This window comes from Psychrobacillus sp. FSL K6-1267 (assembly GCF_038003265.1).
Taxonomy (GTDB): Bacteria; Bacillota; Bacilli; order Bacillales_A; family Planococcaceae; genus Psychrobacillus; species Psychrobacillus faecigallinarum.
Map to the genome: position 1 here is coordinate 1,993,047 of NZ_JBBOOR010000001.1, position 18,724 is coordinate 2,011,770.

25 protein-coding genes are annotated in these 18,724 nt (G+C 36.9%); 20 read left to right on the forward strand and 5 right to left on the reverse strand.

All coding sequences use genetic code 11. From position 1 onward, the window contains the following. Positions 1-42 precede the first annotated feature (42 nt). The 4 genes from MHB55_RS09985 to MHB55_RS10000 all read left to right on the forward strand — a co-directional run bounded on the left by MHB55_RS09985 (position 43) and on the right by MHB55_RS10000 (position 4,394). Positions 43-882, forward strand: coding sequence for an ABC transporter permease subunit (locus MHB55_RS09985; RefSeq protein ID WP_154310852.1), 840 nt, complete (start codon positions 43-45; stop codon positions 880-882). Further along, positions 879-1,919 carry an ABC transporter permease gene (locus MHB55_RS09990; protein WP_340863140.1) on the forward strand — a complete coding sequence of 347 codons (1,041 nt, stop codon included), beginning with the start codon at positions 879-881 and terminating at the stop codon, positions 1,917-1,919. The genes MHB55_RS09985 and MHB55_RS09990 overlap by 4 nt, the downstream gene beginning before the upstream one ends. 20 nt (positions 1,920-1,939) lie before the next feature. Continuing rightward, positions 1,940-2,917, forward strand: a complete 978-nt coding sequence (locus MHB55_RS09995; RefSeq protein ID WP_340863141.1) for an HD domain-containing protein — start codon at positions 1,940-1,942, stop codon at positions 2,915-2,917. Between the two features lie 223 nt (positions 2,918-3,140). Continuing rightward, positions 3,141-4,394, forward strand: a complete 1,254-nt coding sequence (locus MHB55_RS10000; protein ID WP_340863142.1) for a Y-family DNA polymerase — start codon at positions 3,141-3,143, stop codon at positions 4,392-4,394. Positions 4,395-4,470: 76 nt separating this feature from the next. Here the strand turns inward: MHB55_RS10000 and MHB55_RS10005 are convergent, their stop codons facing one another. Together MHB55_RS10005 and MHB55_RS10010 are read right to left on the reverse strand one after the other, a co-directional pair. Then, complete coding sequence (locus MHB55_RS10005; RefSeq protein ID WP_154310850.1) at positions 4,471-4,974, reverse strand: cytoplasmic protein; 504 nt, start codon at positions 4,972-4,974, stop codon at positions 4,471-4,473. 309 nt (positions 4,975-5,283) lie between these two features. Continuing rightward, positions 5,284-5,724, reverse strand: a complete 441-nt coding sequence (locus MHB55_RS10010; RefSeq protein WP_144536516.1) for a GNAT family N-acetyltransferase — start codon at positions 5,722-5,724, stop codon at positions 5,284-5,286. Between the two features lie 136 nt (positions 5,725-5,860). Here MHB55_RS10010 and MHB55_RS10015 point away from each other — a divergent pair, with 136 nt between their 5' ends. The 7 genes from MHB55_RS10015 to MHB55_RS10045 all read left to right on the forward strand — a co-directional run bounded on the left by MHB55_RS10015 (position 5,861) and on the right by MHB55_RS10045 (position 8,981). After that, entirely contained in the window at positions 5,861-6,154 is a 294-nt protein-coding gene (locus tag MHB55_RS10015; protein WP_144536514.1) for a hypothetical protein, read from the forward strand. 16 nt (positions 6,155-6,170) lie between these two features. Continuing rightward, complete coding sequence (locus MHB55_RS10020; RefSeq protein WP_144536512.1) at positions 6,171-6,584, forward strand: DUF6157 family protein; 414 nt, start codon at positions 6,171-6,173, stop codon at positions 6,582-6,584. 1 nt (position 6,585) lies between these two features. Next, positions 6,586-7,053, forward strand: a complete 468-nt coding sequence (locus MHB55_RS10025) for a DinB family protein (protein ID WP_340844427.1) — start codon at positions 6,586-6,588, stop codon at positions 7,051-7,053. Between the two features lie 176 nt (positions 7,054-7,229). Beyond that, complete coding sequence (locus tag MHB55_RS10030; RefSeq protein ID WP_340863143.1) at positions 7,230-7,646, forward strand: GNAT family N-acetyltransferase; 417 nt, start codon at positions 7,230-7,232, stop codon at positions 7,644-7,646. An 89-nt stretch (positions 7,647-7,735) separates the two neighbouring features. Further along, positions 7,736-8,128, forward strand: a complete 393-nt coding sequence (locus MHB55_RS10035; RefSeq protein WP_340863144.1) for a VOC family protein — start codon at positions 7,736-7,738, stop codon at positions 8,126-8,128. Positions 8,129-8,151: 23 nt separating this feature from the next. Next, positions 8,152-8,445: a hypothetical protein gene (locus tag MHB55_RS10040; RefSeq protein ID WP_340863145.1), complete on the forward strand. Its 294-nt coding sequence runs from the start codon at positions 8,152-8,154 to the stop codon at positions 8,443-8,445. 23 nt (positions 8,446-8,468) lie between these two features. Then, positions 8,469-8,981 (forward strand): GNAT family N-acetyltransferase, encoded by a 513-nt coding sequence (locus MHB55_RS10045; RefSeq protein ID WP_340863146.1) that lies wholly within the window; start codon positions 8,469-8,471, stop codon positions 8,979-8,981. A 208-nt stretch (positions 8,982-9,189) separates the two neighbouring features. On the opposite strand, the gene MHB55_RS10050 is transcribed toward MHB55_RS10045, so the two are convergent. Next, the gene (locus MHB55_RS10050; RefSeq protein ID WP_340863147.1) at positions 9,190-9,936 is read right to left on the reverse strand and encodes an SDR family NAD(P)-dependent oxidoreductase; all 747 of its coding nucleotides are present in this window, start codon (positions 9,934-9,936) and stop codon (positions 9,190-9,192) included. Between the two features lie 193 nt (positions 9,937-10,129). Here MHB55_RS10050 and MHB55_RS10055 point away from each other — a divergent pair, with 193 nt between their 5' ends. The 5 genes from MHB55_RS10055 to MHB55_RS10075 all read left to right on the forward strand — a co-directional run bounded on the left by MHB55_RS10055 (position 10,130) and on the right by MHB55_RS10075 (position 15,377). Then, entirely contained in the window at positions 10,130-11,884 is a 1,755-nt protein-coding gene (locus tag MHB55_RS10055) for an ABC transporter transmembrane domain-containing protein (protein WP_144536497.1), read from the forward strand. After that, positions 11,884-13,668, forward strand: a complete 1,785-nt coding sequence (locus MHB55_RS10060; RefSeq protein WP_151109895.1) for an ABC transporter ATP-binding protein — start codon at positions 11,884-11,886, stop codon at positions 13,666-13,668. Before MHB55_RS10055 ends, MHB55_RS10060 begins: the two co-directional genes overlap by 1 nt. 90 nt (positions 13,669-13,758) lie before the next feature. Then, entirely contained in the window at positions 13,759-14,469 is a 711-nt protein-coding gene (locus MHB55_RS10065) for a cytochrome c biogenesis CcdA family protein (protein ID WP_144536493.1), read from the forward strand. Between the two features lie 16 nt (positions 14,470-14,485). Next, positions 14,486-14,851, forward strand: a complete 366-nt coding sequence (locus tag MHB55_RS10070; protein WP_144536491.1) for a response regulator — start codon at positions 14,486-14,488, stop codon at positions 14,849-14,851. A gap of 40 nt (positions 14,852-14,891) precedes the next feature. Further along, the gene (locus MHB55_RS10075) at positions 14,892-15,377 is read left to right on the forward strand and encodes a CcdC family protein (protein WP_144536489.1); all 486 of its coding nucleotides are present in this window, start codon (positions 14,892-14,894) and stop codon (positions 15,375-15,377) included. A gap of 13 nt (positions 15,378-15,390) precedes the next feature. Here the strand turns inward: MHB55_RS10075 and MHB55_RS10080 are convergent, their stop codons facing one another. Further along, positions 15,391-15,852 (reverse strand): DUF2621 family protein, encoded by a 462-nt coding sequence (locus tag MHB55_RS10080; RefSeq protein WP_144536487.1) that lies wholly within the window; start codon positions 15,850-15,852, stop codon positions 15,391-15,393. Positions 15,853-15,968: 116 nt separating this feature from the next. Between MHB55_RS10080 and MHB55_RS10085 the strand changes: the two genes are divergently transcribed. From MHB55_RS10085 to MHB55_RS10100, 4 genes are all read left to right on the forward strand, one after another. After that, positions 15,969-16,184, forward strand: a complete 216-nt coding sequence (locus tag MHB55_RS10085; RefSeq protein ID WP_151109889.1) for a DUF1659 domain-containing protein — start codon at positions 15,969-15,971, stop codon at positions 16,182-16,184. A 19-nt stretch (positions 16,185-16,203) separates the two neighbouring features. Continuing rightward, complete coding sequence (locus MHB55_RS10090) at positions 16,204-16,416, forward strand: DUF2922 domain-containing protein (RefSeq protein ID WP_144536484.1); 213 nt, start codon at positions 16,204-16,206, stop codon at positions 16,414-16,416. Positions 16,417-16,781: 365 nt separating this feature from the next. Further along, complete coding sequence (locus MHB55_RS10095) at positions 16,782-16,910, forward strand: YvrJ family protein (protein ID WP_144536483.1); 129 nt, start codon at positions 16,782-16,784, stop codon at positions 16,908-16,910. A gap of 90 nt (positions 16,911-17,000) precedes the next feature. Further along, positions 17,001-17,591 carry an SCO family protein gene (locus tag MHB55_RS10100; protein ID WP_144536482.1) on the forward strand — a complete coding sequence of 197 codons (591 nt, stop codon included), beginning with the start codon at positions 17,001-17,003 and terminating at the stop codon, positions 17,589-17,591. Between the two features lie 139 nt (positions 17,592-17,730). Here the strand turns inward: MHB55_RS10100 and mscL are convergent, their stop codons facing one another. Then, positions 17,731-18,108 carry a large conductance mechanosensitive channel protein MscL gene (mscL, locus tag MHB55_RS10105; protein WP_154310841.1) on the reverse strand — a complete coding sequence of 126 codons (378 nt, stop codon included), beginning with the start codon at positions 18,106-18,108 and terminating at the stop codon, positions 17,731-17,733. Between the last annotated feature and the right edge of the window lie 616 nt (positions 18,109-18,724).

Sequence of the window (18,724 nt, forward strand, 5' to 3'; positions counted from 1 at the left end):
TGATAATTTCATCGTAATTTTCAGACAACGGGGGAATTTTTTATGAAGGCTTTTGGGAGATGGATGCTACAGCTGTCTGTAGCATTTATTGGTATCCTACTGATTAGTGGGTTGCCTTTGTTAATCACCGGCTTCCAACAAGGAGAATTTTGGTGGGAAGAATATAGAAATCATTTACTCGGCTTGTTTTCTATAGGAGAACTTCTGGACCGATATGCTGGCATGCATATTGAGGGGTTTGTACAATATTCGTTAGAAGTTTTATTTTTGGCGCTTCTGGTGGCTGTTTTGTTGGCGTTATTTTTTACAGTGCTAACTATGCTATGTAAGGAACGGGTTAGACAACGTATTAAAACAGTTTTTTTCTTTTTGGAATCGATTCCGGACATATTGGTTATTATGCTTATTCAGTTATTGATCATTATTATCCATAAGCATACAGGTATATTCTTGAAAATAGCTGTTACTGGTGGGGAAAAAATTTATTTACTTCCCGTGGTTTGTCTAATGATTCTACCAATGGTTCAGCTCTATCGTTTAAGTATGCTTACTTTCGAGGCTGAAGAACGTAAAATGTATGCAGAGCTTGCAAGGTCGCTTGGATTCGGTAAATTGGCTATTCTACTTATACATATTTTTAGAAATGCAGTTATTAGTATTTTCTTTCAATCGAAAAAGACTATGTGGTTCATGCTTTCAAACTTATTCATTCTTGAACGAATGTTCAATATGCCCGGTATTATGTATTACTTGAGCAATAACATTTCAGGAGAGTTATTTTTAATCACGGTATGCAGCTTCTTTTTCCCAGTGTTTCTCCTTTATAGTTTTGGCGAGTGGTATTTTCTACGTCATTTGAACAAGGGGAGAGCAATCGGATGAAGATGAAATCAGTTTGGAGACAGCCATATTTTGTTTTTGGATTTACTATATTAGCCTTCTTTTTAATAGGCAGTTTTATATTTGAGTGGATTTTTGGGCCAGATCCGAAACAAACTTATTTTTTAATGGAAAATGGCAGAGTAATAGAAGCAGCTCCACTATCCCCAAGCTGGATGCACCCACTTGGGACCGATCAATATGGCTATGACATGTTTGCTAAAATCATGCTTGGAGCAAAATATACCATTATATCTGCCATGGGAGTTGCAGCTGTTCGAATGCTTATTGCAGTACCACTAGGATTTGCAATCGCTACTTATTGGCAGAAGAGACGGGCCATTATTAATAGCGCTATCGATCCTCTACATTATATTCCTATGACTATTTTTTCTTATCTTATGCTTTACCCAGTGCTATGGGAGCCGATGGAGGGATTTTCTACAACTGTGTGGGAGAGAATTATCATCCAGGTTGTGCTAATGGCCATTATCACCGTACCAATTGTGGCTTCTCTCATAGGCAACGAGGCCAATCTGCTTTATCAGGAGGAATATATTCTGGCTTCTAAAACGTTAGGGGCTGGTCGACCGAGAATCATTACCCGTCACCTATTTCCAATGATGAGAGAGAAATTATTCGTTTTGTATGGACAACAGGTCGTCGAAACATTAGTTGTGTTTACGCATCTCGGGTTGCTCCAATTGTATATTGGAGGTACAGCAGTTAGCTATGACCCTATGTTTGGAGATCCTCCAAAGTCTATTGCCTATGAATGGGCAGGACTTTTTGGTTCCTCTTTCCGATATCTGCAAGGTGTACCATGGCTTCCACTAGGACCTGCTATATGCTTTGCATTGCTCATCTTGGCAATTTCCGCAATGATAGAAGGCTATACTCGCGCAGTGAACGGACAAGTCAATATTCCAAAAAGAAAGAAAGTATCGTTTCTGTCTGAGGACATCATTGAATGGAACCAGCAGCAACTACAAGAAAAGATGCAACTTCTTTATAAGGATAAAGAAAAGCAAAAAGTCTGAGCTTAAGGAGGATATCTTCAATGCTTATTCTAGATTCCTTATATGGAGAATTTTATGTAGATGGAGTATTAGAAGAATTAATAAATTGTAAGCCTGTTCAACGATTAAAGGGCATACATCAAGGCGGGGCAAGCTATTTAGTAAAGAAAGAATGGAATGTCACTCGATATGAGCATTCCATTGGTGTCATGCTTCTAGTAAAAAAAATAGGGGGTTCGTTAGAAGAACAGATTGCTGGTCTTCTTCACGATGTTTCACATACTGCTTTTTCTCATGTCATCGATTTTGTTCTGGATAATAAGGACGAGGACTATCATGAAAAAATATATAGTAGAATAATTAACGGTTCCTCAATACCTACTATCCTAACTAAATATGGATATAACTTAAAAGACATCCTATTTAATGATTCGAGATGGTCCTTGCTCGAGCAAAGTGCCCCTGATTTATGTGCAGATCGTGTCGATTACACATTACGCGATCTGTATGCCTATGGAAATATTTCAATGGAAGAAGTTCAACATTTTTTACAGAATCTAATCGTGAAAGACGGTAAAATGGTTCTTCCAAATATAGAAATCGCCGAGTGGTTTACATCGGTCTACTATGAGGAAGTAATTGATTTCTTTATGAATCCTTTAAATTTATATGGCAACTACCAGTTAGCTTTTGTTTTAAAGGCAGCATTGGATAAACAAATCATCACATTAGAGGATTTTCTTTTGGAGGATGATCAGTTGCTCCAATTGGTAGTATGCTCACAGGATGATGAAATTCAACATGCTCTTCAAAAGCTTCATCCTTCTGTTGAAGTGATAGACGAGCTAACCAATTATGATTTTCATCAGAAAATGAAGGTTAGACTAATAGACCCTCTAGTTTGTTCGGAAAATGGTTTAGTAAGAGCTTCTGACTGCTCTAAACAGATTCAAAAATTAAACCAAACGGCATTGCAACGAGCAGTAAAAGGAACCTATGTAAAAATTTTATCTTGCTAATAAAGACAAGCCTATATCGTGATTAGGCTTGTCTTTATTTTGTTATTAGAATTAGTGTCCCAATTACCTGTTGAAATTGTTTCTCATTAGTAATGAATTTATTCAATTTATTCGATTAAGTGTTTTCCTTCCTAATGGTCTACATTACCATTGAATAAGAACGTACGTTTGCAATATAATAATAAGAACGAACGAATGTTCCTTTCGAAGGAGAGTAGATTTTATGTATGAGGGCTTAGAAAATCGAAATATTATTTGCATCGACATTCGAAGCTTTTTTGCGAGCTGTGCAGCGGCAGAAGCAGGACTAGATGTGATGAATACGCCTATTGCTGTTATTGGAAACTTGGAGCAGAAGGGGAGCATTGTGCTTGCTGCTTCTCCTCCAATGAAAAAAAGGTTTGGCGTAAAGACCGGGACGAGGTTATTTGAAATACCAGACGATCCTTCTATCCATCTGTTGGAACCAAAAATGGAATTTTTTGTTCGAGTTTCAATGGAAATCACGCGCTATTTGAATCAGTTTGTCCCAAGTGAAGCGATTCATGTCTATAGTGTGGATGAATGCTTTGCAGACCTTGGGGGAACAGAAAGGCTTTGGGGGCCAATTGAGAACACGGTGAAACGTATACAGGACGGTTTGCATTATCAGTTTCAGCTTCCATGTGCTGTTGGACTGGGGCCAAATATGCTTATGGCAAAGCTGGCGCTTGATTTGGATGCCAAAAAAACAGGTTTTGCCAAATGGACGTATGAAGATATTCAACAAAAGCTATGGCCTGTTTCACCTTTAAGTAAAATGTGGGGAATTGGCTCTCGTTTAGAAAAAACACTAAATAACATGGGGATTTTTAATGTAGGACAGCTAGCAAAAACTCCCTTGAAGTTGTTGGAGGATAAATTTGGAGTGATGGGAAATCAATTGTATCACCATGCCTGGGGGATAGATCTCTCTGAACTGGGAGCGCCCATTGTAGACGGCCAGATAAGCTATGGAAAGGGGCAGGTGTTGTTTCGAGATTACCGGACAAAAAAAGAAGTAATGGCAGTCATATTGGAAATGTGTGAGGATGTGGCAAGACGAGCAAGAGAGGCTAATATGGTGGGGCGCACTATACATCTTGCAGTGGGCTATAGTAAAGACTCTTTTGGGGGAGGATTTAATCGTTCACGCTCCATAGATGAACCGACGAATGCGACTATGAAGATTTATAAAATTTGCGAAAAAATATTTGATGAGTTTTATGACCGTAGTCCAGTGAGAAGGCTATCCATTTCTATCACTAATCTAGAGCCGGAGAACTCTATGCAGCTTAGCCTTTTTGAAGAAGGAAAGTGGAAGGAACGCAAGCTTGGAAAGACGATGGATTATCTGCGTAGCAAGTATGGTTCAACCGCTATTTTACGCGCAGTTTCCTATACCGAAGCTGGCACTGCAGTGAAACGAGCGGGCTTGCTCGGAGGTCATAAGAAATAGGATGAACAAATATTAGAGAAAAAATACGATAAAAAAACCCTGTGAAAATTGATCATATTCTCACAGGGAAGGTCAGTTAAAGAAGCTTAATCATAATGGTGTCATTCGGCATAACTTTTGCGCTTGGCTTAATCGATAGACCATTTACTAAAATAAAACCATTTCTTATTTTGTCTACGACAGCTGTTCTGCTCCAGTCAGGTATTTGTTGAGAAAGAAGAAAATCAATTCGATAAACTCCTTCTACAGATTTAATCGTTACATGAACTTCCGATATAAGCTTTTCCATATAAAGATTTACAGGGAGCTCTGTCAACGTGCTTTCTTTGTTTACAGGTTCACGACCGTGGACTCTTTCATGTCTTCGAAAAGTTTTATAAATATCTAATTTTTTATTCCAGGTATGGTTTTTTTCGCATTTATAAATGGCAAAACGGTATATATGCTTTCCATTTGAATTATGTCTTCGAATATTTGTATCAGTAAACAAGGAATTTTTCCCGCACATTTTACAGTGCTTTACTTCTCTACGAATCGTTTGTTTTTTTAGTATTTCCCAATTGTGATATACAACGGTCATTTCCTTCACCTCATATAAGATAAAGGCACAATCGCATCCGTTTGGATGTTGGCAGGATCGTTATTAATTTGCACTAAAAAAGGCCCCTAAAAGGACCTCAAAAAGCATACGAAACTACTGGTTTGCTCTTGTCCCTTTGTAATGGTAGATGGGCAGACTAATCCCTTGGTTAAAACAGATGTTTTTAAGGAAAAGTGCTATCCAATTTAGTTGGTCCATTACAAAGTAAAAGTTGGCATACGAGTTTTTGTATCCTTTCTCCAAACAGATTTAACTATATTATAACATATAACAGTATTTTTAGAATAGTTAAATTAAGGTGAATTCTTTCGTCATCAAGATATGAGGAATACCATCTTCCATGAAGATATCCGAAGTTGTTTTGTATCCAAGTCCAGTATAAAATCCTTCAGCATGGGTTTGACCATGAAGCTTCACTTTCGAAACCTTCAATTCTTTCGCAACATCCTCCAGAGCTTTGACAATTACTTTCCCTAATCCTAATTTTCGATAAGGCGGAAGAATACAAATACGCTCTAGCTTTCCGAATTCATCTACTACTCTTAAGCGACCTGTCCCAACTGCTACATTGTCAATTAAAACTAGAATATGCTGACAATCCCCGGCAAGGGTATCAAATTGGTCAAATTCATCTTCTAAAGGCACACCCTGTTCTTTAACAAATACTTCTTCTCTAATTGCGAAAGCTTTTTTTAAATCCTCTTGGGAGGTAATTTTATTTGATTTCAATTTTTTCAGTCCTTTCCCTATTTTTCTATAAGTTAGTTTATTTTTATTTAAATTGCAATGGGAAACCTTTGGAAATGAGAAGGTGATTAAACTGCTAAAGGCGAATATATAGGAAGAAGTTAAGGGGGGGATGTTTTTGTATTTGATTAATATAGCTGTAATTGCAGCTTCTTTTTCACTAGTAACTATTTTCTCCCTTTTTGTCTTAAAAAGATGCAACAGGCAGATGGCCATGATTACCAACTTTATAGCGAGTTTCATCCTATTAGCGTCGGCCTCTATATTTCTTTATCAACAGAACCCTAGCGAATTTCTAAAAGAGACAAATGGATTGTTAATCATGCTTCTGTTTTTCCCCATCAACGTATGGGTTACTTGTCTAATCATTATGCTGAAAAGTAATAAAGTAAACAAACCATACCAAACGTAATAGGAGCTGCTATGAAATGTGCTATGCAAACACCTTTATCACCATTTCAGAGGACTCGACAGTTATATCTGCAATAGTCCCCACACCAAAACACAATAAGCCAACAATTGCTTCTATAGAATATGATCTTATTTATCGTAATCCATACGAGTACACCCAGGAGGATGTGCAGTTTTTAACCTACTTGATAAAAAATCAAATTGAAATGAATAATTTAGAAGAAAAGAGAAGCGAGTTTTTCAGCAAATCTAAGGCATGCTTTAGAGCTTCCCCACTCGTTAAAAATTATGGTTGGGGAATTCATTATAATGAGGTTGGGAAGGTTGCTATCTATGAAAAAGGAAGTGAGCACTACAAACAATTGGAGAATAGCTCGCAGTTAAAAATTTTAAAGGGCATGCGTACTAAAAAAACTGTAAGGGTGGATTAAAATGGAGAAAATTTTTTATCGACATATGGATCAAGTACGGGAGCTCACATTAAAGGCTATCAAGCAAATACCAGAAAACCTAGCAGACGAAATTCCAAATGGCTTTAACAACAACATCCGATGGAATTTTGGGCATATTGCTTATACCCAAGAAAAGTTATGCTTTATGCTGCTAGGGATAGAGATGGGTGTACCAGATACTTATGAAACCTATTTTGCAGCAGGAACAAAACCTGCAAAGTGGAGAGAAACACCTTCAACGCTAGAGGAAATTGCTCAAGTACTAGTAGAGCAATCACATAGGATTAAACAAACATTTCCAATTGAACAGTCACTACCTAAGCCTTTTACAAACAAGATGGGCGTTACATTTAATACTAGTACAGAGGCTCTTTTATTCAGCTTTTATCATGAAGGTATACATATGGAAACGATTCAACGATTATATAAACTAGTTTCCGACTACTAATTGGTTGATGTTGAATACGTGGAGCACAATCAATGAATGATAGTGGATTGACTGCATAGCGTGAATTTATTTATGACCGGATAAAAATTTTTATAACCGGATAGCGAGGATTTATGACCGGATAAAAAAATTTATAACCGTTCGCTCATTACGAGCAACAAAGGATAGGTGTTTAGATGAATAAAGTTGAAGAGGATACTATTGATCCGTACATTTTTATCCTACTTGAACATGCTACCTCAAGCGATAAAGTTTTACGTGAATATAATCTTTATCAACAAATTAAGACAAGAAAGCTATATGGCTGGAAAAGAAACAACGATTATGTGGCCTGTATAGGCATTGAGATGACACTTAGTAATGACGCAGAGATCAAACATATCGCTGTTTCTCCAAATCTTCGAGAACAACGAATAGGAAGTAAAATGTTGGACTATATGGTGAATGAACTGGGAATTCGCCGTTTGACTGCGGAAACCGACCAGGACGCAGTTGGCTTTTATAGAAACTATGGATTTATTGTTTCAAGCATTGGTGAGAAATACCCAGGGGTCGAGCGTTTCTGGTGTGAATGGGAAAAAAAGAGTAAGTAACATTTAGGCTAACTGAAGAAGCCGACCGATTATCGGATAGAGCGAACCAATTATGTTTTCAATTTTTCGTTTGATATGGAGGGGAAGTTATGTTTTTTGAGATGACAGTGCAAATTAGGGTTTCTAATTTCCAAGAAGGTCATAGATGGTATAAAACTTTGTTGAAAAAAGAGGCAGATCTTATTCCGCATGGTGGATTTGTTGAATGGGAGGTAATTCCTGGATGCTGGCTTCAAGTCTCAGAAGGAGTTCCCGCACAAGGGAGTGGACCACTTCGATTAGGAGTGAAAGACCTAACTGTGGAACGTGAAAGAATAATGAAGGAGCTTCGTGTTGATTATTTTGATATTCATTCGCGACAGGAAGTTGGTGCTAAATGGGCTACATTTTCAGATCCATGGGGAAATCAAATAGGATTTTTTGAATACATCAATAAACTGGAAGAGAAAGAGCGAATACAAACAGTAACGAATCTAAAATAGTCAAAACCGGAAAGGACTAGCTTATGCGAGTAAATGTAAACCTTTTTTCATTTATCATTGCGCTTATTTCCGTAATCCTATTTCTAGTCTTGACATCTTCTAATTATTGGATAGATTTATCCATGCAAACACTAGGCTGGCATCCCTTGTTTATAGTGCTCGGCTTAACACTAGCTACCTTTGTTTTGGCAGTTGTTGGTTTTAAGGACATAAAGGGCTGGGCGGCGATGACAAGAGGTATTATTACGCTGGCAGTATCTACAGGGTTATCAATTATTGCAATTTTCATACTTTTTATTGGTAAGCTAATGAGCTAGTCTACAACAAAAAGGAGTTTTATATGAATATTAGTATTGAAATGCTAAGCTTGGATGATTTAACAGATTTATATCTTTTTGAACAGAAGAACAGAGTATATTTTGAACAGATGGTCCCCTCTCGAGGAGAAGAATACTATCTTCCAGAAATTTTTAATAGTAGAAATAAGACTTTGCTAGAAGAACAGGCAAGAGGTGAGTCTTATATTTATCTCATCAAACAAGATAATGCTATTATAGGACGCATCAATTTAGTAGATATTGATAAAAAACAAAAAAGAGGTGAGTTAGGCTACAGAATTGGAGAGGTGAATACTGGCAAAGGTATTGCCAGTTTGGCCTTGCAAATGTTATTGCAGACTATTTCATGGGAAGAGATTAACCAAGTAGATGCAAAGACAACAACAAATAACATCCCTTCTCAAAAAGTTTTAGAGAAAAATGGATTCCAGAAAATCTCATCTCATAAAGAATTCTATTATATGAACGGTGAGAAAATAGAGTTCATTAGTTATAGGAAAGAGGTTGAAAAGTGAATGTAAGGATACATAGGGAGTTTTAAGCGATTTCGTTTATAAAATGAAGTCTATTCCCTTGAAACAATTAGGCAAAAACGATGAGGCATATCATAAGAGGCATTGTTTTTGCCATTTTGAATTCTATAGGCAATGCACATAGCTAGAGGAGTAGCTTGAATATACATTCATTATAGAGGACATCCCCTATGTCTTCCTTGCTCCTGATTTACTCCTCGTAAATCATTTTTTTCGTCATCCCGCCATCAACGGTCACATTAATACCTGTTACAAAGTCGTTTGATGGGTCCGTCAGATATATACAAGCCTTTGCAATGTCGTTAGGTTTTCCTACACGGCCTGAGAAATGCTGGCTGTGATCCACTGCTCGTAATTTGTCATAGTTCCCAGTTTCGATCCAGCCAGGAGATATACAATTGACCATAATATGATCAGGAGCTAGCGAGCTGGCAAGAGAATGTGTTAATGCAATAATTCCGCCTTTTGTGGCTGCATAGGACTCTGAGTTGGGCTCTGACATGAACGCTCTTGTGGAAGCCATCGACACAATTGAGCCACCGTGCTCATTGTTTCTCATTACCTTGGCCGCTTCCCTAGAACAAAGAAAGACACTGCGTAAATTTGTATTGATAATGTCATCCCAATCCTCTAAAGACAAATCATAAGGGGAGCTGGGCTTAAACTTACCAGCGTTGTTAACTAGAATGTCAATGGTGCCGAATTTCCTAGTAGTTTGTGTCATTAGATTCATGACATCCTTTTCAATTCGGACATCTGTCTGTATAAAAAGGCAGGAGTAACCTTGTTGTAACAATGAAACCTCCGTTTCTTTACCTAGAGTTTCGTCGATATCGGCCAAAACCACATTAGCTCCTTTTTCCGCGTATACCAGTGCCAAACCTCTACCAATACCTTGAGATGCCCCTGTTATAATTACCACCTTGTCTTTGAACATGCTTATGCCACCTTTCAGTAGTTTTTATTAAATGTATCATAATTATTTTTTTTGTGTTTTCGTAATCGAAAGCTTCTAATATAGCTCGTTGGAATTATTTCAGATTTCGAATTATTTTGTTTTCCCATCTTTCGTAATGTTCAAACATTTGCTAAACTAGTAAAGTCTTAATTTGTAATTTGGGGGAAATAAAGTGAAAGTATTCTTGGAGTTGGGTTGGTATTTTAAACAAAGGAAAAAGCAATACTTATTTGGTATTTTAATGCTTCTTTTTGTAGCATTTTTGCAGCTTTTTCCACCAAAAATTATTGGTTTAGTAGTTGATGAGATTCATGAGGGTACGCTGACAAGCGAATTCTTAATAAAATGGCTTGCAATTTTGGCTGCTGCCGCTTTGGGCATGTATGTTTTGCGGTATTATTGGAGAATTATGATTTTCGGCTCTTCCATTTATCTCGCAAGATTATTGAGAGAAAAGTTATTTCATCATTTCACCAAAATGGCTCCTTCCTTTTATCAGAAAAAGAGAGTTGGAGATTTAATGGCTCACGCAACTAATGATTTGTCTGCTGTGCAGCAAACTGCGGGTTCGGGGGTTTTGACATTGGTTGATTCCTTAGCAACTGGAGGTTTTGTAATTGCCGCTATGGCTTTTACGATTAACTGGAAACTTACAATTATTGCTTTGCTTCCTTTACCGTTGATGGCAATCTCTACTAGTTATTATGGGAAGCTGCTACACCAACGTTTCCGTTTCGCGCAGGAGGCTTTCTCAAATTTAAATGATAAAGCTCAAGAAAGCATTTCAGGTGTAAAGGTTATTAAAACTTTTGGACAAGAGAAAGAAGATACAGACGACTTTGTTCACCTTTCTAAAGAAGTTGTAGACAAAAATATGCATGTTGCGAAAGTGGATTCTCTGTTTGACCCTACGATTTCTTTAGTAGTTGGAATGTGTTTTTTCTTATCGATTGTGTTCGGAACACGTTTTATATTGGCAGAAGAGATGAGCGTAGGAGACCTCTTTGCATTCACTTCGTATTTAGGCTTATTGGTGTGGCCGATGCTTGCTTTCGGATGGTTGTTTAACATTGTTGAACGTGGGAGAGCTTCCTATGACCGAATTCGAAATATCCTAGAGGAAGAAATTGAAATTGATGACCATGTTGGGGCTTTAGAGATTAAGCCTGCTGGCGATATTCACTTTGATATCGAACAATTCAAGTTTACTGGAGATGATCGTGTTGCCCTTCGTGACATTCATTTTACCCTTAAACAAGGTGAAACGCTTGGGATTGTTGGAAAGACAGGTTCAGGAAAAACAGCAATTTTAAAATTGCTTATGAGAGAGTTTGAGGGCTACCAGGGAAGAATCATGTATGGTAATCATTCCATTGATGCATATAAGAAAAGAAACCTGCGAGAAGCAATCGGTTATGTGCCACAGGATCACTTCTTATTTTCTACTACTGTTGCGGGCAATATTGCATTTGCAAATGCTGGGGCAACAATGGAGGAAGTATATGAAGCCGCAAAGTTAGCAAATATCCATGAGGATATACTGCTGTTCACAGATGGCTATAACACGATTGTCGGTGAACGTGGCGTGTCATTATCGGGCGGACAAAAGCAACGCATATCCATAGCACGCGCTCTTATGATGAAGCCTGAATTGCTTATACTAGACGATTCTCTTTCTGCAGTAGATGCAAGGACAGAGGAAGCAATATTAGAAGCACTGAAGAAAAATCGAACAGATGAAACAACGATTATTACTTCCCATCGTTTGAGTGCTATTCAGCACGCTCATCAAATTATTGTAATGGATGAAGGTACTATTTTAGAAAAAGGAACTCATGAGGAGTTAATGAGGCTAAAAGGGATGTATTATGAAATGTATCAATTACAGCAACTAGAAACACTTGTGGAAAAAGGAGGTAGCGTCTGATGAATGAAAAGCAGCCAGTGCTTACAGGAAAAGACCAATGGCAAGTTCTCAAAAGACTGCTCACTTACCTAAAACCACATAAAAAAGCGATTACTCTTGCCTTGTTTCTATTAATATTAACAGTGACGGGAGATATTCTTGGACCATACTTGATTAAAACCTTTATGGACAATTATTTAACTCCTAGAATATTCCCAACGGGTCCACTTGTTGGACTAGCGCTAGGATATATTTTTATTCAAATAGGAAATATTATAGTTAGTTACTTTCAATTATTGAAGTTCCAGGAAATTGCCTTAAAGATAATACAGCAAATGCGTATAGACGTCTTTTCAAAGGTGCATCGACTAGGAATGCGCTATTTCGATAAAACGCCTGCCGGTAGCATCGTATCTAGGGTAACAAATGATACAGAGGCTATTAAGGATATGTTTGTGAGCGTACTAGTAGGCTTTATACAAAGTGGATTCCTAATCATCGGGGTCTATATTGCCATGTTCCTATTGAACGTGAAGCTTGCTTTAATAACAACTGTATTACTTCCGATTCTATTTGTGATTATTGTTACCTACCGTCGATATAGTTCGGTAGTATATCAGGATTTACGCGAAAGACTTAGTCAATTGAATGCCAAGCTTGCTGAATCCTTACAAGGGATGACGATGATTCAAGCGTTTAGGCAGGAGGATAGACTTCAAGATGAGTTCAATGATATAAACAACTCACATTGGAAGGCTGGAAGAAAAAACATTAAATTAGATAGCTTGTTACTACGCCCTGCAATTGATATGGTTTACGCACTTGCGATCATTATCTTGCTGAGCTATTTTGGAATCACTTCTATGAACAATATTGTGGAGGTTGGGGTTATCTATGCTTTTGTCACATATATTGATAGATTCTTTGAACCCATCAATCAAGTGATGCAGAGATTATCTATTTTTCAACAAGCAATCGTAGCAGCTTCCCGAGTATTTAAGCTATTAGATGAAAATGACCTAACTCCAGAACAGCAAAATAAAGAAACTGCAAAAATTGAGTCAGGGAAAATAGAGTTTAAAAATGTTACCTTTTCCTATGATGGAAAAACAGATGTGCTGAAAAATATCTCATTCACAGCTGAGCCAGGTCAAACAGTCGCACTAGTTGGACACACTGGAAGTGGAAAAAGTTCCATTATCAACTTGCTTATGCGCTTCTATGAGTTCGAACGTGGAGATATAAGAATTGATGATCATTCTATTAAAGAGTTTCCAATGGCCGAGATTAGAAATAAGTTGGGGCTAGTGCTACAGGATCCATTCCTCTTTTATGGAGACATTGAAAGCAACATTAGACTTCACGCACCCGATATGACAGACGAAGAAGTAAGAAATGCTGCGGAGTTCGTGCAGGCTAACAAATTTATTGAAAAATTACCAAAGGGTTATAAGCAAAAAGTTTCTGAGAGAGGATCTACATTCTCAAGTGGACAAAGGCAGCTAATTGCCTTCGCAAGAACAATTGCCACTAATCCGAAAATCCTCGTCTTGGATGAGGCAACTGCCAATATAGATACAGAAACTGAGGTAGCGATACAAAGCAGTCTTGAAAATATGCGAAAAGGAAGAACAACGATTGCGATTGCCCATCGATTAAGTACAATCCAGGATGCAGAACTAATACTTGTACTTCATCATGGAGAGATTGTAGAAAGAGGGACACATCAGCAATTATTAAATGAAAAAGGGTTATATCATAAGATGTACCTGCTACAAAATGGAGTTGTAGATGATATAGCATAAAAAATTCAAAAAGCTGTCACAAGCATTAATAGAGTAAAAGTATGGGAAATTTGATACGATAGGAACAGTAATTCGGAAAGGAAGACTGCCGTGAGTTCAGATGTTAATTTACTACTGGCGTTCGGTGCTGGGTTTTTAAGCTTTATTTCCCCATGTACTTTACCGTTGTATCCCGCATTTCTATCTTATATTACTGGAATGTCTTTAGAAGAACTTAAAACCGATAGAAAGCTAATGCAAAAAAGAGGAATGCTTCATACTTTGTTTTTCTTGCTTGGCTTCTCTGTCATATTCATTGCATTAGGTTTTGCCACTTCCTTTGTAGGAACATTTTTTATTCAATACGATGATTTGATACGTCAGGTCGGTGCTATATTTATCGTAGCGTTTGGATTAATGGTAGTCGGCGTTTTTAAACCTGAATTTTTAATGAAGGAGAAAAGATTACAGTTTAAAAACAAACCATCTGGTTACATAGGAACTGCATTAATCGGTATGGCTTTTGCAGCAGGCTGGCAGCCTTGTACAGGGCCAATCTTAGCTTCTGTATTGCTATTAGCTAGTTCTAACCCTGGGTCAGGTGTTTGGTATATGCTCGCATATGTATTAGGCTTTGCTATTCCTTTCTTTGTCCTTTCGTTCTTTATAACACGCTTGAACTGGATTCGTAAAAATAGTAACCTGATTGTTAAAATCGGTGGCTATATTATGATCGCATTAGGAATTTTGTTGTTTTTCGACGGATTAACTTATATAATTCGTATTTTAAGCCCTATTTTTGGAGACTTTACCGGATTTTAAGTAAGGAGGCAATAATATGCCGACAGTTTTAGTAGTGGATGATGCGGTATTCATGCGAACAACGATTAAACGAATGCTACAAGATCATCAATTTGATATAGTGGGTGAAGCCACTAATGGGCTTGAGGCGATCGAGCAATATAGGAATTTAAAACCGGATGTGGTGACAATGGATGTTACCATGCCGACAATGACAGGTATCGAAGCTGTAAAGCATATCGTTACTGAATTTCCTGATGCGAAGATTGTTATGGTCACTGCACTTGGCCAACAAAAACTAATTGTAGATGCTTTAGAATACGGAGCGAAGGATTTTATCACCAAACCTTTTGATCCTGATCAGCTTATTAATGTGTTACGTAATGTAACTGAAGTGTTTTAAAAAATTTAAATGAAGAATTTATATGATGTGGGGAATACCAATGTTTGATATAGTTCCGGCCAATGTTATGATAATTGTTTCTACGGTCATTGCGCTAGGTATGGGAGTACTGGTGACGACCTTGCGAGCAAAATCTGCAAAGCGACCAGCAAGTGTAAAAAAAATCTTATTACCGCCTCTATTTATGTCAACCGGAGCACTAATGTTTGTGTTTCCTTTCTTTCGAGTAACGTTAGCACAAATTGGCGAAGCACTACTAGTTGGTATGCTATTTTCCATTATTCTCATATGGACATCCAAGTTCGAATACAAAGATGGGGAAATCTATCTTAAGCAGTCGAAGGCATTTATCTTTATATTAATCGGTCTACTAATTATTCGATTAATAGGGAAGATAATACTTAGCTCTAGCATAGATGTGGGAGCACTAAGTGGAATGTTTTGGATTTTAGCATTTGGAATGATTGTTCCATGGAGAATAGCAATGTTCATAAAGTTTAAGAAAATACAAAAACAGCCAATATAAAAACGAGCATCCTCTAAGGGGTGCTCGTTTTTTTTCTGTCCTCTGATAAAGCAAAGTACTTTTCAAAAGGAGATACATCTACAGCCAATTCCTTGAGTTTCTTCCGCAAAAATTTATGATCTCTTTTAGGGGTGGCGATAATATATCCACGAATTAACAATTCTTGTGTGATTGCAGTAGCATTTTCTTCTATGGCAATCTGACCAATCTTACCAGCAATTTTCTGTTTGGCTACAGGTCGGAATAAATCAGGAACCGGAGCAACCAGCTCATTTAACAGAGCTTTTTGCTCATCATTCCAAAGGTGAATTGTTTTATCTACATAATACTCTTCCCAGTCGAGATCCGATTTACCATCGTTTTTAGGCATAGATTTGAGAAATTTTCGGAACATGAAGAATCCTCCAATTCCCATTAAAACTACTAAGACAACAACCCAAAAAAGTATAAACCATAAAAACCATCCATCTAACAATCTATTCACCTCATTCTTCTAACTATTAGTATAAAGTGTTTGAAAAGAATTTTCATCATGAATGTATCCTTTCTGCTAAAAACTTTCTATATAGAGAGTGAGAGGAGGTGATTCAGATGGCAAACTTGGCACATAAACAATCAGTTTTAAGAATAACTTTTGAAGCAGGAATTGGAACAGATGGGAAAATGAAAACAAAGTCAAAGACGTATCGCAATGTAAAGGCGAATGCAAACGCAGACCAGCTAGAAGCAGCGGTAACAATTCTTTCGGGATTTTCTACTAGCCCATTTGTGGGGGCAGAGAAAATACAAACATCTAATCTTAACTAAAAAATAAGGAGGAATAATCATGGCTAAAACTTTACAAATGCAATTTGAATCGTCAAACGGAAAAGCAGTACTTTTGACCGTTGATGACCCTCGTGAAAACCTGACTCGAAACGAAATTGAAGCTGGAATGCAAGCTATTATTACTAGTGATGCTTTTCATGCAGAAAGCTTTAGTTTAACCTCGATCAAAAGCGCGAAGGTAGTAGATCGAAACGTTAATGAAATAATCTAGCAAATATGCTAACTAGCCCGAGCTTAGATTGCAGACATATATCTTTGTCCATAGCTCACGTATAATTTGTTGTCATTTAAAGATTCGAAACAGTTGATAGGGAACAAGTTCGTCATTATTACTTTTCTAAACATTAGGCTCTCCTTAGGAGGGCCTTTTTGAAAGCAACAGAGAAAATATACATTTTTCCAAATGCTTGTGTAGATTTGTGGTCCCTAAATGTGACATAAAGGAGGTGACCTATATTTCATAGCTCTTTAGTAATTTCACAAGCTTTGTGACATTTCTGAGGTGTATATTAAAACCTGTCTTTGTTATGGTACGAATATGTATTTTCTAAAAGTTACTAGGAAGGAGGATATCCGATGGAGCAGTGGCTAATGGTTATTCAAGATATAGGCTTTCCCATCTTTGTCTCGTTCTATTTAATGCACAGAGTTGAGAGCAAGCTTGAAGAAATAAAAAACGCACTGTTGTCCTTAAGTAAAGTGTAGACACAAAACTGTTGAAATATCTGAGACAGAGTAGTTGAATGAATTATTTTCTTTCTATAAGATTAGGCTATGATGTTATAAAGGGGTCATATGATGAAGAAATTATTAGTTATGTTAACAATAAGTATATTGGTCCTCGCAGGATGTGGCAGCAGTGATTTTAAAGCCCAAACTAACTGGGAGATAGAAGATTTTGCTTTTGATAATCAGCGTGGCGAAGAGGTATCATTAGATGATTTAAAAGGAACCGTTTGGTTAGCTACTTTTATTTTTACTAATTGTACTACGGTCTGTCCTCCAATGACCTTTAACCTTACAGAAATACAAGGAATGTTAGAGGAAAAAGGTATTGAGGATTATAAAATTGTGGCTTTCAGCGTAGATCCGGATGTAGATTCACCTGAAGTATTAAAAGAATATCTGGAATTGTATGAGGTGCCAGATGAAAGTAAATGGGAGCTTTTAACTGGATATTCTCAAGAGTATATCTCACAGTTTGCTGAAAAATCATTTAAAGCACTTGTTCGCAACAATCCAAACGATGACCAAGTGATTCACGGATCCTCCTTTTATTTAGTCGATCAAAATGGAGTAGCTGTAAAAAACTACGGCGGGGTTAAAGAAGTGCCAAAAGAAGAAATAGTAATCGATATCGAAACTTTAATTAAAGAAGGCCAATAATAAGCTGTTTCTCGAAAAAAGTCTGTAAATAATAAATTATCCCGTAAATATTAGATCCTAAACTAATATTTACGGGGTATTTTTTTGACTACTTTTACTGCCGGAAATTCGTTTTACCTGGAAGAGAAACTTATGTATATCAATTGTTTGCTTGTTTTTTTAGTAAATCTCTAATTTCTTCCAACAATACTTCCTTTGAGTCTACAGGAGGAGCATCTTGTGTAGCTGCAACCACGTCTTCTTTACGTTTAAATCTAGATAGTAATCTTATAAATATGAAGATAGAAAATGCAATCACTAAAAAATTGAAGACTGATTGAAGAAAATTTCCAATTAGGAGTTCTCCTAATTTAATACTTGTAAAATCTATATCTCCTAACAGTATTCCTAGTAAAGGAGTGATGATATTTTCTACTAATGATGTAACGATGTTTCCAAAAGCAGCTCCGATTACTACGGCAACTGCAAGGTCTAATACATTACCCTTGAATGCAAATTCTTTAAAGTCCTTCCACATAAAATTTTCACCTCCCGTTATTGAATATCCAAAATAGTATATATTTTAAATAGAAAGTTCGCAATTTTTTATGCAGTTATTGTCAATTTGTGCTATTGTTTTCTTAGAGAAATGGCTAGGTAGGGTGGGGGGCACCCATGAACTTAAAGAAAACATATAGAGCTCTATCTTTTAGAATGTATTAATATATACGTGAAGTTAAGAAATTAGGTGTATTAAAGTATATTCCTTACCATATAGAACTTTCAATTCTTGTTAATAGGGTGCTTAACAACGAGCTTTTTTAAAATTTTCATCCACAAATTTCAACTAGTACTAGTGAGATTATTGGAGTAGAATCATTGCTAGGGTAGAGATATGAAGGTAATTTTGTTTCTCTAGGAGAATTTATTTCACTAGCTGATAAAGTGGATTAATAATCTAGAATGGTGACTTTGTATTAAGAGAAACATGTGAGAATTTCTTGTTATAGAGAAATTTTTAGGTAAAAAATTACTTTTTAGCATAAATGTTTCAGCTAGACAATTTTATCAACAGGATTATATTTAGCGTACAAAGCTAATACTGCATGAGACCAATATCTCCCCAAACAAGATTGTATTGGAAATCACAGACT

Excerpts from the sequence above, each read along its gene's own strand:
- MHB55_RS09985 (WP_154310852.1), top strand. The coding sequence starts at position 43 with ATGAAGGCTTTTGGGAGATGGATGCTACAGCTGTCTGTAGCATTTATT.
- MHB55_RS09990 (WP_340863140.1), top strand. The coding sequence starts at position 879 with ATGAAGATGAAATCAGTTTGGAGACAGCCATATTTTGTTTTTGGATTT.
- MHB55_RS09995 (WP_340863141.1), top strand. The coding sequence starts at position 1,940 with ATGCTTATTCTAGATTCCTTATATGGAGAATTTTATGTAGATGGAGTA.
- MHB55_RS10000 (WP_340863142.1), top strand. The coding sequence starts at position 3,141 with ATGTATGAGGGCTTAGAAAATCGAAATATTATTTGCATCGACATTCGA.
- MHB55_RS10005 (WP_154310850.1), bottom strand. The coding sequence starts at position 4,974 with ATGACCGTTGTATATCACAATTGGGAAATACTAAAAAAACAAACGATT.
- MHB55_RS10020 (WP_144536512.1), top strand. The coding sequence starts at position 6,171 with ATGTGCTATGCAAACACCTTTATCACCATTTCAGAGGACTCGACAGTT.
- MHB55_RS10025 (WP_340844427.1), top strand. The coding sequence starts at position 6,586 with ATGGAGAAAATTTTTTATCGACATATGGATCAAGTACGGGAGCTCACA.
- MHB55_RS10030 (WP_340863143.1), top strand. The coding sequence starts at position 7,230 with ATGAATAAAGTTGAAGAGGATACTATTGATCCGTACATTTTTATCCTA.
- MHB55_RS10035 (WP_340863144.1), top strand. The coding sequence starts at position 7,736 with ATGTTTTTTGAGATGACAGTGCAAATTAGGGTTTCTAATTTCCAAGAA.
- MHB55_RS10040 (WP_340863145.1), top strand. The coding sequence starts at position 8,152 with ATGCGAGTAAATGTAAACCTTTTTTCATTTATCATTGCGCTTATTTCC.
- MHB55_RS10045 (WP_340863146.1), top strand. The coding sequence starts at position 8,469 with ATGAATATTAGTATTGAAATGCTAAGCTTGGATGATTTAACAGATTTA.
- MHB55_RS10050 (WP_340863147.1), bottom strand. The coding sequence starts at position 9,936 with ATGTTCAAAGACAAGGTGGTAATTATAACAGGGGCATCTCAAGGTATT.
- MHB55_RS10060 (WP_151109895.1), top strand. The coding sequence starts at position 11,884 with ATGAATGAAAAGCAGCCAGTGCTTACAGGAAAAGACCAATGGCAAGTT.
- MHB55_RS10070 (WP_144536491.1), top strand. The coding sequence starts at position 14,486 with ATGCCGACAGTTTTAGTAGTGGATGATGCGGTATTCATGCGAACAACG.
- MHB55_RS10075 (WP_144536489.1), top strand. The coding sequence starts at position 14,892 with ATGTTTGATATAGTTCCGGCCAATGTTATGATAATTGTTTCTACGGTC.
- MHB55_RS10085 (WP_151109889.1), top strand. The coding sequence starts at position 15,969 with ATGGCAAACTTGGCACATAAACAATCAGTTTTAAGAATAACTTTTGAA.
- MHB55_RS10090 (WP_144536484.1), top strand. The coding sequence starts at position 16,204 with ATGGCTAAAACTTTACAAATGCAATTTGAATCGTCAAACGGAAAAGCA.
- MHB55_RS10095 (WP_144536483.1), top strand. The coding sequence starts at position 16,782 with ATGGAGCAGTGGCTAATGGTTATTCAAGATATAGGCTTTCCCATCTTT.
- MHB55_RS10100 (WP_144536482.1), top strand. The coding sequence starts at position 17,001 with ATGATGAAGAAATTATTAGTTATGTTAACAATAAGTATATTGGTCCTC.
- mscL (WP_154310841.1), bottom strand. The coding sequence starts at position 18,108 with ATGTGGAAGGACTTTAAAGAATTTGCATTCAAGGGTAATGTATTAGAC.